The sequence below is a fragment of the Cardinium endosymbiont of Philonthus spinipes genome, assembly GCF_964030745.1.
Classification (GTDB): Bacteria; Bacteroidota; Bacteroidia; order Cytophagales; family Amoebophilaceae; genus Cardinium.
Window position 1 is genome coordinate 430,670 of the sequence record NZ_OZ034918.1, and the last position, 13,998, is coordinate 444,667.

Below are 13,998 nucleotides of genomic sequence, written 5' to 3' on the forward strand. Positions count from 1 at the left end.
ACTTTTTGAAGTTAAGATGTATGACGCTCGAACAAGATCACAGTCAAACATTTCTCGCTAATCTAATTAAAATAATTTATGAGTAATTTTTTAAGCAAGCTACCTGATCACCACTTAAGTTAAGATGATCTTGCTTAACCTCTTGGCTAAGAGATCGATCAAAACCGATTAAATACTCTTTAATGATCGACATTAATTGTTATATTACCTTAATTTTAGACTAAAAAAAATTTGATTACTTGCTTTTTGTGTAATAATATTGAAAAATTCAACAAAAACAAAATATCTATTAAAAGAATTATTAAGAATGGTTAAGACCTAAACATATGGTTGAATTTATTTATTAAATTTATATCTGTTATTCAATAATAAATCCACTACATTATGATGCATTTAGCCCATACACAGTAGTTTAAAAACCATCCCATATTGAACATAATGAGTAGGCCAAACGATTCAAGTTAATAACCTTTGAATAAGGTTTTGGTTGAGTAAAATACGCTCAATAAAATTGCAATAAAAAGCAGCAATAACCTTAAATTCTAAGCTTAGTTAAATTTTTATTAAATAATAATTTTTTCATTGTATCCAATGAAGATTAAATATTATACTAAGCATTTCAGCTTTACATTGCCCATTTTCATAGTTTGTTTGTTGCTTTGTGCGTGTAGTAAGCTAAGTGGCAAGCATAAGGTTGATAGCCTCGATATAGGAATGGATACATGGTGTAAAAATAGCAGTGAAATGGATGATAATCCCGTGCTAAGCCCTTGGTCAAAAAAACTTTTTAGGGCAATAGATCATAACGACGAAAGTACAGTAAGAACATTATTAACGGATTTAGACAACGATGATATAGAATACCTCTTTGAGATGCGTCCAGAAAACATGTCAAGCTTTCTGCATGAAGCAGCAGGAAAACGTGGAACCAATGCACTAGCTATTATGGACCTCTTATTAGACAAGATGAAGCCATTACTATTAGACAAGAACGGTAGTGATAATCTTCTTTACGAGCAATATAAAATAATACACTTAGTACAAAGTAGTTTTTTTTGGGACAAAAATAAGATGAAGGAATATCTAGAAAAGGGTCCCTATAAGAATAGTGCACTTCTTTGGAAGAATGCCTACGAAGAAACACCTCTAGGGGTCGCAATGCAACGAGGCAGTATAGAGATAGTGCAGCTTTTGCTCAAAGTTACACATCATTATGTGGGGCTGAATCATACTGCCCACAGAGATAGTGCAGGAAACGATTTATTGGATATAGCACTAGAGCAAAAAGATCCTCATAAACTGACTTATTTAATAAAGGAGGTACACAACTGCAGCGACCGTTCTGCCACCTCTACCTGCATGCATTTTTCGGGTATGTCCAAATGCCAGTCTGAGGCAGTAATACAAGCGCTTATAAGCAATAAAAAGAAACTCGAACGGCTGTTTAAGGCAGTACATCATAACAGATTAGAGCTAGTAGGAACATTACTTGATACAATAGATACCGTTTTAGGCCCCTTTGCTCTTTTAGAGGTTCTTATAAAGAAGTGTCCTTGTGGCCCATCTAACTACACACTCATCCATACAGCATTGGATAAGAATCTACTAGAACCAAAAGACATAGATACTGTAAAGTTCCTCACAGAACGTTTATCATTTACATTAAAAAATGTTAACTCGCTCGGCATTTCAGACCGACTCAAACAACAACTGAAAGCCCTGCTATCTAATGATGCAAATGAGAATCTAAGAGAAAATTTGTTAAGCCTTTGGCAGCTTGCAAAAGACCACAAGTGTGCATCTGCTTTACTTACTTTAGAAGCAAGTCTAAGAATCTTAGAATTAGAAACGCCACCAGGACAGTTCTGGAGTCTTGCGCACCACTGACCAGATAGATAACACCAGGCCACTTAAATGAAGTTTACATAAACAAATTGTTGTAATTATGGCACTTGATATTTCACTACTGTTACTTGTAATTTTTTTACTATTTACCTTAATAATGTTTTTTTGTTCCTTGAAGAAAAAGGTTACCAACTTTCGGGAGCATGCCGTTGGGCATAGGCAATTTAGCACAGCTGCTGTAGTAGCCACCATAATAGCCGTTTACTGCCCAGGGGGGCTACTCAGGGCTAGTATAACAGAGGCTCCTACAGGTGGCTGGCCTATAGCGCATAGAATCATTATTGCGCTTTTTCCCCTATTGATATTAAGTTGGTTAGCAGGACGTATGTCTAAGTTTATCTATAACCTATCCATGCCAGAGACCATGGGCAATGTATATGGCAGTTATGCAAGGTTTGTGACCGCTTTATTTGAGGTGTGTAATGCCATCATTATTGTCTCTTTGCAAATTCGTATGATATCTGAGGCAACCAGCCTATTTATAACTTCAGTTAGCCCACTGGCCATTACCATACTCATTACCATAGTTTTGATTGTCTATGCCATGTTTGGTGGAGTGCGTGCCATTACCTTTACAGATGTATGGCAATGTATTATTTTTTCTACCCTTATTATTATACTAGCTGGGGTGATTCTCAAAAAGACAGGTAAATCCCCTCTTGAAATCATTCATTTTTTACAAACCCAAAACCAATTTCAACTACATCATATTATGCCTTCTCATCAAAAGGTGCCAAATACACTTCGATACCTGTCTACACTTTTTATTGCGCTAAGCCCCTATCTCGTGCAAAATGTATATGTATGCCACAGCCCTGCTCAAGCAAGAAAAGCATTCTTATATGCTAGTATCTTTTCTAGCATACTCATAGGATGTATCATCCTAGTTGGGCTATTTGTTTTCGCATGGTTGCCACATCTACCATCTCATAATATTTGGCCCCAATTCCTTGCACATGCTTCCCCTTTGGTAAAAGGAATGGTATGCATCATTATATTATCTTTTGCCATGTCCACAGTGGATTCTAGATTGCATGTAGCTAGTATTATGCTTGCCTATGATATACCCAAAAGCATTCGTTTGCTAAAAAAACGTTTGCACGCCTACCAGTTCCGGATGGCCCGCATAATACTGTTGGCGCTAGCCCTCCTGACTATGGTATTGGCTTTTAACTGCTCACTCCGCACACTTCTCCAAGGACTTATATGGTATGGACGCCTCTATGTACCAACGATTCTAGCCCCATTTATTTTAGCGGTCTTAGGCTTCCGTACTACTTCCTCAGCAGCTGCAATAGGAATGACAACCGGCTTACTTGCTGTCTTTGTTTGGCAAAAGTGGCTTGCCCCTATAGTCGGGACAAATAGTGGCCACGTCCCCTGTATGTTGATGAATGGTTTGGCCATGCTCACCACGCACTATTTACGAGCCACAATGCCAAAAGGACCAGCAACGAAAAAAATCCTTGACCCACTTAAGCCTAAATCGCAGCCACATGCTGTAAAAACCAATAGACAAAATTAATATCGGCTAGCCATTTTTTTTATTTTATAGAAAAAAGCTTAAGTTTGTTAAGGTTTATCCTTTCTACATTTTAGAAAGGTTTATTATTTAGCTTATAAAATATGTACGCAGTTGTAGAAATAGCTGGGAAACAGTTTAAAGTTTCCAAGGAACAATGGCTCTACACCCCTAAATTGCAAAGTGAAGTGGGTGCTTTGCTCACTTTTGATAAAGTTTTGCTTTTAGATGATGAAGCGGGTACGGTAGCTGTTGGTGCACCTACGCTGAATGGCGTAACGGTTCAGGCCAAGGTATTGGGACATACCAAAGCAGATAAAATTATCGTTTTTAAGAAAAAAAGACGAAATGGATATAAAGTAAAGCGAGGGCATCGTCAAGATCACACGCGAATTGTTATTGAAGATATTATAAAATAATAACATGGCACATAAGAAGGGAGCTGGTAGCTCCCGTAACGGAAGAGATTCAGAAAGTAAGCGGCTCGGCATAAAAAAATATGGTGGAGAAGCAGTAATAGCTGGCCATATCATTGTTAGGCAAAGAGGCACCCGCTATTATCCTGGAAAAAATGTTGGCTTAGGAAGGGATCACACTTTATTTGCTTTAACCAATGGGGTAGTTGTCTTTAAAAAAAAGAAAGATATGCGGTCTATTGTATCGGTAGATAATATCTAGCCCATGGTGATTTGACATATGTGGCTAGAATAGGCAAAAAATAATAGACTTTTAAGATAATACTATGGCTGTAAAAATAAGGTTAGCTAGATGTGGCAGAAGACATCTAGCAGAGTATGACATCGTCGTAGCTGATGCAAGGTCGCCACGAGATGGTCGTTTTATAGAAAAAATTGGGAATTATAATCCCAACACGGCTCCTGCAACGGTTAAGCTTAATGAAACCAGTGCGTTGAAATGGCTTTTTCAAGGTGCACAACCTACCGATACCGTTAAAAACCTTTTGTCTAAACAAGGTGTATTGCTCAGAAAGCATCTGCAAGTCGGGGTCACAAAAGGAGCTATTACCCAAGCAGAAGCGGACGAAAGATTTACGAATTGGAAGGAAGACCAAGCAAAAAAATATATAAAATAGTTGATTTTAATGAATAGAGAAGATATTATGGCCCAAGTAGTGGCCGTTGTTGTAGAGAAGTTGCATGTTCCTACTCAAGAGGTTTTGCCTACAGCACATTTTGCAAATAACTTAGGTGCTGATTCTCTCGACCAAGTCGAATTGATTATGGAACTTGAAAAAAAGTTTAATGTATATATTAAGGATGATGAAGCTACCAACCTACAAACTGTAGGCAGTGTAGTAAGTTATTTAGAAGAGGTTTTGACGCAACGCAAAGCTTAGCCACCTTTTTATGTTACCAACAAGAGTAGTTATTACAGGATTAGGTGCCCTTACCCCCATTGGCAATACTGTTGAAGCATACTGGAGAGGGCTGCTTGCTGGTCAAAGTGGCGCGGAACCCATCACTAAGTTTGATACAACTCGCCATAAGACCAAATTTGCCTGCACCTTAAAAGCGTATGATCCCCATAACTACCTTGATGTAAAAGATATTAGGAGAATGGATCCATTTACCCAGTATGCTATGGTAGCTGGGGATGAGGCCATACAAGATGCCGCCTTAACCAACTCTTTAGTAGATAAGACACGTGTAGGGGTGGTATGGGGCTCTGGTATAGGCGGTTTAGGTACTACAGAAGCAACTGTCTTGGAGCTTGCTGCCAATAGTATGGATCCAAAAATCAATCCTTTTTTTATTCCCAAGATTATACCCGATATCCCTTCTGGCCACCTATCTATTAAATATGGGTTTAAGGGACCCAATTTTGCTACAGTAGCTGCATGCGCCTCTGCATTAAATGCTATAGTAGCTGCTTTTCAGTTGATTAAGTTAGGAGATGCAGATGTAGTAGTAGCAGGTGGTTCTGAAGCACCTATCATTCAAATAGGGATGGCTGGCTTTAATGCATTAAAGGCGCTCTCTACACGTAATGAAGACTACCGAACCGCTTCGCGCCCCTTTGACAAGACAAGAGATGGGTTTGTGATGGGCGAAGGCGCAGGCGCTTTAGTCCTTGAGTCTTATGCCCACGCACAGCAGAGAAAGGCTAAAATTTACGCTGAAGTAGTAGGTGTAGGGATGTCTGCAGATGCTTACCACATTACCGCTCCAGATATGGAGGGGGTAGTTTTAGCATTGCAACGCGCATTAGCCAATGCTGGCCTTTCACCAGATTGTATAGATTACATCAATGCCCATGGCACCAGCACCCCATTGGGCGACATCAATGAAATACAGGCCATTGAACATGTATTTGGTAGCCATGCCTATAAGCTGAATATTAGCTCGACGAAGTCGATGACTGGTCACCTACTAGGTGCAGCAGGCGCTATAGAATCTATTGCCACCGTTTTAGCATTGTTACATCAGGTAGTACCCCCAACCATTAACCATAAGGTATTAGATGAAGCCATTGATTCACGGATCAATTTGACATTAAACAAGGCAGTAACAAGATCTATTTTATTTGCACAAAACAATGCCTTTGGCTTTGGTGGACACAACGTTTCTATAATCTTCAAAAGATGGGAAGATTCCTAAATTTACTCCAGTATTTTTTTACAAAGCGAAATCCCGGTACGCAACAGTTGGTCTCTTTTGTAAGAGCGGTTACTGGCATGATGCCTTTAAACCTAGCTTTATATAAAGTAGCCCTTCAACATAGCTCTATAGAAGAGGGACATACTTCCAATGAACGGCTAGAGTTTCTAGGGGATGCTATATTATCTGCCATTGTAGCAGACTATCTCTTCAAGAAATATCCCTTAAAAGAAGAGGGTTTTTTAACAGACATACGATCCAGGTTGGTCAACAGGGATTCCTTAAATGGATTGGCACGTAAAATTCATTTAGATAAGCTATTGCATTATGACACAAATCTTGTAAAACGAAGTGGCCATAAGTTTATTTATGGCAATGCCTTAGAAGCCCTTATTGGTGCCGTTTACTTAGATCATGGTTATGAACGCTGCCAAAAGTTTGTTATTGAGCGTCTTATAGTCAATTATATAAGTTTGAAAGAGCTTATAGAGCACGACACCAACTTTAAGAGCAGAATTATTCAATGGGCACACAAACACCACCGTCAAGTAACTTTTAGGATTCTTGAAGAAAAACAATATGAATACTATAAAGAATTTACCGCTCAGGTGGTTGTGGATGAAAAGGTTATGGGAGAAGGGACGGGAAGAACTAAAAAATGTGCCGAACAAATGGCTGCCCAGCAAGCCTTACAATATACAGAACAATAAAGATAAAACATCTAACGCTTATCTTTAACTTTTCTGAAGACCCATTCTATAAGTGACCAACCATTTATCTAGACAAATTATGGAAGCACAAGATATACTAGATGTTGTTACTTCATCTGACTATCAATATGGTTTTGAGAGTAATATTCCCGTAGATGCGATTCCAAAAGGTTTAACCGAAGCGACCATTCGCCTCATTGCTGAGAAAAAAAATGAACCAGATTGGTTACTAGAGCGGCGTTTACAAGCCTTTCATCATCTCTCTAAATTAAAAGAACCTATCTGGGCAAAGGTTACCTATCCGCCTATAGATTACCAAAACATTATTTATTACGCAGCACCTAAACAAAAGGTACAATTAAATAGTTTAGAAGAGGCTGATCCAGCATTACTGGCCACCTTTAAGCGGTTAGGGATTTCATTAGAGGAACAAAAAAGGCTAGCGGGAGTAGCTATGGATGTGGTATTAGATAGTGTTTCCGTTGCCACTACTTTTAAAGACACATTAAACCGGCTGGGGATTATTTTTTGTTCTTTTAGTGAAGCGGTGCAAAAGCATCCTGATTTGGTGCAAAAATATTTAGGTAAGGTGGTCCCGATGACTGATAATTACTTTGCTACCCTCAACACCGCTGTATTTAGTGATGGCTCTTTTTGTTACATTCCTAAAGGGGTCCACTGTCCTATGGAGCTCTCGACCTATTTTCGAATCAATGCCAGCAATACAGGTCAATTTGAGCGGACTTTAATTGTAGCAGAAGAAGATGCTTATGTTAGCTATTTAGAAGGATGTACAGCCCCTATGCGGGATGAGCACCAATTACATGCTGCAGTAGTAGAGATTTATGCTGAAAAAGGAGCCCATGTAAAATATGCTACAGTGCAAAACTGGTATCCAGGCAATGCAGACGGCGTAGGCGGGGTCTATAATTTTGTAACCAAACGAGGCCTTTGTGCCGGCGCGCATGCTAAAATCTCCTGGACACAAGTAGAAACTGGTTCAGCCATTACTTGGAAGTATCCTAGCTGCATTTTAATGGGAGACCATTCAGTTGGTGAATTTTATTCTGTAGCGGTAACCAAAAACAAACAGCAAGCAGATACAGGTACAAAAATGATTCACTTAGGGAAACATACTAAGAGTCGCATTGTAGCCAAGGGCATTGCAGCTGGCCAGTCTAACAATAGTTATAGAGGATTGGTCAAGCTCGCAGCTGGAGCGGCCCATGCCACTAATTTTTCTCAATGCGATTCTTTACTGATGGGCAACAGCTGTGGCGCCCATACTTTTCCTTATATAGAGGTAAAAAACCCAACCGGAAAGGTTGCACATGAAGCCACCACCTCTAAAATTAGTGAAGAGCAACTTTTTTACTGCAACCAACGGGGTATTGATCATGAAAATGCCATTGCGCTTATTGTCAATGGCTACTGCAAAGAAGTACTCAATCAATTGCCTATGGAATTTGCTGTAGAAGCCCAAAAGCTGCTGGCACTTACCCTAGAGGGCAGCGTGGGATAAGGAACACCCATAGAGCACTTTTCGTTTTTGCTTCATTTGTTGTACATCTATTCACTATCTAGCTTTTTTGCAGTATCTATTCACGTCACTGGTTAATAATGAATTGTATTCCACTTTTTTCTTGATAAAAAAGTGGACAAAAAATCAAGCCCTCGGCAAAAAGTTCCGGAACCCACCCCTTACAGATGGAAAAACAGAAGTCGCCCGCTACGCGGGCTTCAAAGGAATCTGTTTTTCCCAATCATCTGCAAGGGGTGGCTTCTATTTCGAAACTTTTTACAGGGGCATTTTATCACTATGGCCATAGTGTTGAACAGATACTTTTTGCACGCTTTGACCGTGGCCATAAATAGTGTACAGCCAGCATGGTTAGACCATTGACCAATACGCAAGGAAAGGTACTACTATCGGTAAACAACAGCGGAGCAACCCATTTGCGCCAAGAGACAACGGACAGTACACCTGCAACCATACCTATTAACGCAGCAAGTGAGCTGCTATGAAAGCCCAAAACAGCTAAAATAAATGGAGCAGCCACTATGGGCATATAAAAACGGTGGAGTACATTCGTCATACGACGTAAAGTAGAAAGGTAGGCACTATTGACGCACAAAATAATAGTTAACGTAGCAATCACAAGTATAGATATATAGGCTACCCTATAATAGTGTCTACAAGAAAGATGACGTCTAAAACGAGCACGTAATAACACAGGTAATATATCATAACTGATCATAACCGCACAGATATGCAACCTAGAATCAGCCGTAGACATAGTAAGCGCTAACAAACACACACAAAGGACTCCCTTGAGTAATGGAGAAGCATGACCCATTATATACTTGAAAATCCCGTTTATTGGTACACTGGATGGTACCCATGCAGCAACAAATGCACCAGCCACTATACAGCACAACATGATGCAAAAACCAATAATACCCGCATATAAAAACACTTTTTTTGCTTGAGAAGGTGTAGAAGACATATACATATGCTGCATGTAACCAGGTTCTATAAAGGCAAATATAACAGCTAAATAGCGAAACATAATTCCTAATTTCGATTGACCAACCAATGAATTATTCCACATATCTTTTTTTAAAAGAAGGGTTTCACTAAGAGGACGGCCTGTTTTTATACAGATAAACCAGGCGAAGAGGCAAAGAAGCACAACAAAAATGGAGAATTGCCATATGTCCGTCAAGACAACCGCACGCGCACCACCGAAAATAGTATAGGCAATCAGCATTACAGTAGCCAGTATAGTAATAATCAATGGATGTACTGAGCTTATGCATCCACTTATAACTTGTGATATAATGTAAACTTGCGTAGCAACAAATGTAATAGAATGACAACAACCCAATAAAGCGGTAATAATCCTTGGATACCTACCATATACACGGCCCATTGTCTCTGTCATGGAGATGTGATAGATAAACTTGGACATCCTCATGCTTAACCCACTAAGAACTAGACAAGGGAGAAGAATACCACCCAATCTCCAACTGAACCAAAATGGCCCAAGAGAAAATTTTGTTAGATGTTCGATCAATGTGGCGCCACCATAATAAGTAGCTAAGGTAGTAGTTACTAAGCTGACTGTAGAAAATTGTCGATCCCCTACAGCATATATTCGAAAATTGGTAAATCTCTTAATAGAGCAACAAACGATCACTGCGGTACACAACAAAAAACTTATTATGGTAAATAACGGAATATCAAACGACATAATTGGATTATAAACTATTTATTAAAGAATATTTTTTAGCCATACTGCTTCATCCTCCCCCATTCGGATCACTTGAGGAAAGCCACGAAGCAAGCGAATAAGATAGCATAGGAGCCTTTGGTGGTTTACTTGTTCCAATAGAAGTATTCAAACTATATACTATCTCAAAATCAGCAAACTTTCTTTTTCTAAGCTCAAGCTTGTTATATAATTTATCGTGAAAAAACAGCTTTGAGTGTGGTGCTTTTTGTACTGCATTGGCTTCAAAATAATTACAACGATCGGATATTTGTTGTACTATATCAGGGTTAACCGACCAGTTCCATCCATTAGGCACAATCTGTTTGTTATATTCCCTTTTAAAATTATTGGAGTAATTTTCTAAAACTGGCCGCATTCCACAGCCATCAGATGACATTGCTACATCCAGCGCCTTGAGGCCATTGCTGCTTTGCTGATGTACATTACACCTGCGCTCTAATATGCATGGTACTTGTAACAACTTCTTTACCATGTCTACATCACGGAACGCAACAGCCAAGAAGAGCGGACAAAGACCTTTTTTATTAAAATACATAGGACAAGCACCTAAGGCAAGTAGGTAGTCTACCAATTTATAATCACGACACAGCACTGCATAGAAAAGCAAAGAATCTTCTTGCTGATCTTTTAGAGACGCCAGATCTTGTGGCGTATAGTTATTGATTTCTCTTTTTTGTATGGTTTCCATGATTTCTATCATAAAATATCCATCGCCATACTCAGCAACATAATGAAGGAGCTCTTCTATTGGAACACCCAATTTTAGGAGATATAAGACAATCTCTTCCCCCCTTATTCGCATCTCGATTTGATGGTCACATCTCTCACATTCGAGATCATATGCATGTTGTTTAGCACATGCCAATAGAGGGTGATAGATCATTTTTGTTACGATGAACAATGGGCTTATACCACGCTTATTTGGCATACTACAGACCTGCATTAGGCTATCAAATCCAGTGTTAGGGGCGGTAAGGTACCACCACTTTAAGGATATTATTATGGACAAATTAGCAGTATTAACTGCTAAGTGCATAATCGTGTTCTGATCTACTCCATACTTTTGTAAAAAAGCTTGCTCCAAGTCAAAGCCATACTTATAAAGTATCTGAAATAATATATCCAACAACTCTTCTGTACATGTATATCCCAATACCTCACCATTATATGAAGTTAACACTTGATCTAACAAAGCCCTTTTAGGATATTGTTTATTATCTTGCTTATTCAACTTATAACCAGTTATTAAACATACTACATCATAAGAGATCGTCTTCAGATGTTCTATCTCTCTTAAGAGCGTACTCAGTAAAAGCCTCAGCTTCTTATAATTACCTGCCTCTATTGCCTTACAAAATAGGGTCTTACCATGCTCGTCCACTTCAAAAAGCTTAGACCTATCTAGGGGTTTCTCGCCTTGCTCTATTTTAGTTGTACCAACATCTTTACCTTCCACACTAGGAACACCTCCAAGCCTATATCTATTACAAGCAGTAATCAACAATCCCACTCCTATATAAATAATTGCTATTAAATGAGTAAATACGAGCATATATGTTTTTAGGCTATAAAGCCTATCATCTACCTTTAATTTTTAAAAAGCATCCTTTTAATGTTAAGTAATTTCTACTATGCATACAAATGATTTAGTGCAGGCATAAGCGGTTTTAGATCAGAAATACTGTAAATTAGCCATATGGCTCCCCTAACTGAAAAACACTACCGATTGGCACTTTCATTGGTGCCAGGTATAGGCTCTGCCCGATTAAAAAAATTATTAGCTTATTTTGGAAGTGGCCAAGCAATATTTGCAGCTGCACATAAAGGGAACAGTTTGCTTCCCTATAAAATAGCCCAATCGATCACTTCAAGCGGTAGCTTGAACGAGGCAGAAAAGATTGTCCAGCTCCATGAAGCAGAGGGCATTCAACTGTTGACAACAGAGGAGGCATCCTATCCCAAACGGTTGCTCGAACTACCAGATGGGCCTTCCCTGCTCTACTACAAGGGGAAACCACTATTGAATGAGCAACGCATAGTTACCATTGTAGGCACCAGGCAATTAACCACTTATGGACAAGCATCAATTACCAAATTCTTAGAGCAACTCCTTCCCTATCAGCCAGTTGTGGTCAGTGGCTTAGCCTATGGGGCAGATATATGGACCCATAAACAAGCATTAGAGATGGGGTTACCTACAATAGCGGTATTGCCAACATGTTTGCATCAAATCTATCCCACTGCGCACAAAAAAATAGCACTAGAAATGTGTGGGGGCAAAGGGGGGTTACTGACAGAATACCCTATAGGCAGTGGACTAGGCGCCCATACCTTTGTGGCACGCAACAGAATTTTAGCTGGCCTAGCAGATGTAACCATAGTGATTGAAGCCAAAGAAAAAAGTGGTGCCTTGATAACTGCCTACTATGCCAACAGCTACCACCGGGAGGTTTTTGCCTTACCGGGTAGTATTTACGCAGCTACTTCTGCAGGATGCCATCGATTGATTAAACGGCATCAGGCACATCTCCTGGCCCATATAGATGACTTAGCTTATATCATGAACTGGACAGTGCACCATCCACCTCAAGCCGATACGTATGCCAATTATCCACTTACGGAATCAGAACAATTGGTCTTAAAACAGTTGCAACAAGCAACGCAACCCATCACGATTGATGGGCTAACCTATATGACCACTCTATCCCCTGGTGCCTTACAAGCAGCATTATTGTCACTAGAATTACAAGGGCTGTTGCGCGCACTGCCGGGCAAACGTTTTACATTAGCCCCTATCTATAAACAATAGACTGCTTGCAAAGCCTACTAAAGATAGGTTTTGAACAAGGTCTAATAGCATTACCAAAGGATAAAGTAGAATTTATGACAAGAATTTAGCTAAATTTGAAACAACTAAAATCTAAATACTATAACATATATATGTTTAAAGTAGCTACCTTATACAAATTTGTGCCCCTAGATGGTCTAGAAGCACTTCAACAGCATCTTCAATCTATATGCAGCGCCCTAACAGGCACCCTACTGATTGCTCCAGAGGGCATTAATGGTACCATTGCTGGATCGCCTGATCTGTTGGATGATGCCATAGCCCAGATAACAACCATGCCACCATTTAGTGACTTGTGGTATCAATATTCTCAAGCGAGGCATAAACCATTTCGCCACTTAAAGGTTAGAGTAAAAAAAGAAATCATAACCATGCACAAGCCAGCGGTTTCATCGATGAAACTACGTGGCCACCACGTCTTGGCTGCAGACTGGCATCGTACCCTGGATAAGGCAGCTGTTCTGGTTGACGTACGCAATGATTACGAACATCGGTTGGGAAGCTTTGAAGGGGCATTGAATCCTAAAACAACCTATTTTAGCCAATTTCCTGACTTTGTTGAAAACCATTTAACGCCCTATAAGGAACAGCCTATTGCTATGTTTTGTACGGGAGGGATCAGGTGTGAAAAGGCATCTGCTTACATGTTGGCCAATGGTTTCAAAGAGGTTTATCAACTTAGTGGTGGCATTCTGCAATATTTAGCCCACACGCGCGAAGAAGCTTCCAGGTGGAAAGGAGAATGTTTTGTTTTTGATGAACGCATCTCTCTAGGCCATGGATTAAAAAAAGGAAACAGCCTACTTTGCTATGGCTGTCGCATGCCTTTAACAACAGCGGATTTAGATGACAATTACCAGCCTGGTATTCGTTGCAAATTTTGTCTAAAAGACAAATAGCCTTTTTTCCGTATCTACAGGGGCATTTTTCTACTATGGCCATAGCGTTGAACGCATACGCTACCTTTGGCTGAAAAAGCAAGTGGCTAATCTATTACCAGCCGCAGCGTCTCCTTCGATAAAAAATGGCGCTCTAGTAGATCTCTTGCAAAACCTACTTTGTGATGAGCAATTTTTAGGAGAAGTGTAGTCGAGCACCG

Annotated in this window: 14 protein-coding genes; 12 read left to right on the forward strand and 2 right to left on the reverse strand. The window is 39.7% G+C overall.

Annotated elements, in window-relative coordinates:
- The first annotated feature begins 714 nt into the window (after window positions 1-714).
- The 10 genes from AAHM81_RS01845 to AAHM81_RS01890 all read left to right on the forward strand — a co-directional run bounded on the left by AAHM81_RS01845 (window position 715) and on the right by AAHM81_RS01890 (window position 8,630).
- Window positions 715-1,887 carry a hypothetical protein gene (locus AAHM81_RS01845; RefSeq protein ID WP_342265661.1) on the forward strand — a complete coding sequence of 391 codons (1,173 nt, stop codon included), beginning with the start codon at window positions 715-717 and terminating at the stop codon, window positions 1,885-1,887.
- Window positions 1,888-1,945: 58 nt separating this feature from the next.
- Window positions 1,946-3,430, forward strand: a complete 1,485-nt coding sequence (locus AAHM81_RS01850; RefSeq protein WP_342265662.1) for a sodium:solute symporter family protein — start codon at window positions 1,946-1,948, stop codon at window positions 3,428-3,430.
- A gap of 101 nt (window positions 3,431-3,531) precedes the next feature.
- Window positions 3,532-3,846 (forward strand): 50S ribosomal protein L21, encoded by a 315-nt coding sequence (gene rplU, locus AAHM81_RS01855; RefSeq protein WP_342265663.1) that lies wholly within the window; start codon window positions 3,532-3,534, stop codon window positions 3,844-3,846.
- A 4-nt stretch (window positions 3,847-3,850) separates the two neighbouring features.
- On the forward strand, window positions 3,851-4,105 hold the full coding sequence (gene rpmA, locus AAHM81_RS01860) for a 50S ribosomal protein L27 (protein WP_342265664.1): 255 nt from the start codon (window positions 3,851-3,853) through the stop codon (window positions 4,103-4,105).
- A 64-nt stretch (window positions 4,106-4,169) separates the two neighbouring features.
- Window positions 4,170-4,520, forward strand: a complete 351-nt coding sequence (gene rpsP, locus AAHM81_RS01865) for a 30S ribosomal protein S16 (protein WP_342265665.1) — start codon at window positions 4,170-4,172, stop codon at window positions 4,518-4,520.
- Window positions 4,521-4,529: 9 nt separating this feature from the next.
- Window positions 4,530-4,784, forward strand: a complete 255-nt coding sequence (gene acpP, locus AAHM81_RS01870; RefSeq protein ID WP_342265666.1) for an acyl carrier protein — start codon at window positions 4,530-4,532, stop codon at window positions 4,782-4,784.
- Between the two features lie 10 nt (window positions 4,785-4,794).
- Window positions 4,795-6,045 (forward strand): beta-ketoacyl-ACP synthase II, encoded by a 1,251-nt coding sequence (gene fabF / locus AAHM81_RS01875; protein WP_342265667.1) that lies wholly within the window; start codon window positions 4,795-4,797, stop codon window positions 6,043-6,045.
- Window positions 6,030-6,755, forward strand: coding sequence for a ribonuclease III (gene rnc / locus AAHM81_RS01880; RefSeq protein ID WP_342265668.1), 726 nt, complete (start codon window positions 6,030-6,032; stop codon window positions 6,753-6,755). Before fabF ends, rnc begins: the two co-directional genes overlap by 16 nt.
- Window positions 6,756-6,831: 76 nt before the next feature.
- Entirely contained in the window at window positions 6,832-8,277 is a 1,446-nt protein-coding gene (gene sufB / locus AAHM81_RS01885) for a Fe-S cluster assembly protein SufB (RefSeq protein WP_425286266.1), read from the forward strand.
- Window positions 8,278-8,462: 185 nt separating this feature from the next.
- Window positions 8,463-8,630, forward strand: coding sequence for a hypothetical protein (locus tag AAHM81_RS01890; protein ID WP_342265669.1), 168 nt, complete (start codon window positions 8,463-8,465; stop codon window positions 8,628-8,630).
- On the opposite strand, the gene AAHM81_RS01895 is transcribed toward AAHM81_RS01890, so the two are convergent.
- Together AAHM81_RS01895 and AAHM81_RS01900 are read right to left on the reverse strand one after the other, a co-directional pair.
- Window positions 8,573-10,009, reverse strand: coding sequence for a sodium:solute symporter family protein (locus AAHM81_RS01895; protein ID WP_342265670.1), 1,437 nt, complete (start codon window positions 10,007-10,009; stop codon window positions 8,573-8,575). The genes AAHM81_RS01890 and AAHM81_RS01895 overlap by 58 nt on opposite strands.
- Window positions 10,010-10,058: 49 nt before the next feature.
- Window positions 10,059-11,603 (reverse strand): ankyrin repeat domain-containing protein, encoded by a 1,545-nt coding sequence (locus tag AAHM81_RS01900; RefSeq protein WP_342265671.1) that lies wholly within the window; start codon window positions 11,601-11,603, stop codon window positions 10,059-10,061.
- Between the two features lie 144 nt (window positions 11,604-11,747).
- On the opposite strand from AAHM81_RS01900, the gene dprA reads away from it, so the two are divergent.
- Entirely contained in the window at window positions 11,748-12,860 is a 1,113-nt protein-coding gene (gene dprA, locus AAHM81_RS01905; RefSeq protein ID WP_342265672.1) for a DNA-processing protein DprA, read from the forward strand.
- A 131-nt stretch (window positions 12,861-12,991) separates the two neighbouring features.
- The gene (locus AAHM81_RS01910) at window positions 12,992-13,798 is read left to right on the forward strand and encodes a rhodanese-related sulfurtransferase (RefSeq protein WP_342265673.1); all 807 of its coding nucleotides are present in this window, start codon (window positions 12,992-12,994) and stop codon (window positions 13,796-13,798) included.
- Window positions 13,799-13,998 lie beyond the last annotated feature (200 nt).

What these genes read in the sequence shown, in the direction of transcription:
- AAHM81_RS01845 (WP_342265661.1), top strand. Translation starts at nt 715, where the DNA reads ATGGATACATGGTGTAAAAATAGCAGTGAAATGGATGATAATCCCGTG.
- AAHM81_RS01850 (WP_342265662.1), top strand. Translation starts at nt 1,946, where the DNA reads ATGGCACTTGATATTTCACTACTGTTACTTGTAATTTTTTTACTATTT.
- rplU (WP_342265663.1), top strand. Translation starts at nt 3,532, where the DNA reads ATGTACGCAGTTGTAGAAATAGCTGGGAAACAGTTTAAAGTTTCCAAG.
- rpmA (WP_342265664.1), top strand. Translation starts at nt 3,851, where the DNA reads ATGGCACATAAGAAGGGAGCTGGTAGCTCCCGTAACGGAAGAGATTCA.
- rpsP (WP_342265665.1), top strand. Translation starts at nt 4,170, where the DNA reads ATGGCTGTAAAAATAAGGTTAGCTAGATGTGGCAGAAGACATCTAGCA.
- acpP (WP_342265666.1), top strand. Translation starts at nt 4,530, where the DNA reads ATGAATAGAGAAGATATTATGGCCCAAGTAGTGGCCGTTGTTGTAGAG.
- fabF (WP_342265667.1), top strand. Translation starts at nt 4,795, where the DNA reads ATGTTACCAACAAGAGTAGTTATTACAGGATTAGGTGCCCTTACCCCC.
- rnc (WP_342265668.1), top strand. Translation starts at nt 6,030, where the DNA reads ATGGGAAGATTCCTAAATTTACTCCAGTATTTTTTTACAAAGCGAAAT.
- AAHM81_RS01890 (WP_342265669.1), top strand. Translation starts at nt 8,463, where the DNA reads ATGGAAAAACAGAAGTCGCCCGCTACGCGGGCTTCAAAGGAATCTGTT.
- AAHM81_RS01895 (WP_342265670.1), bottom strand. Translation starts at nt 10,009, where the DNA reads ATGTCGTTTGATATTCCGTTATTTACCATAATAAGTTTTTTGTTGTGT.
- AAHM81_RS01900 (WP_342265671.1), bottom strand. Translation starts at nt 11,603, where the DNA reads ATGCTCGTATTTACTCATTTAATAGCAATTATTTATATAGGAGTGGGA.
- dprA (WP_342265672.1), top strand. Translation starts at nt 11,748, where the DNA reads ATGGCTCCCCTAACTGAAAAACACTACCGATTGGCACTTTCATTGGTG.
- AAHM81_RS01910 (WP_342265673.1), top strand. Translation starts at nt 12,992, where the DNA reads ATGTTTAAAGTAGCTACCTTATACAAATTTGTGCCCCTAGATGGTCTA.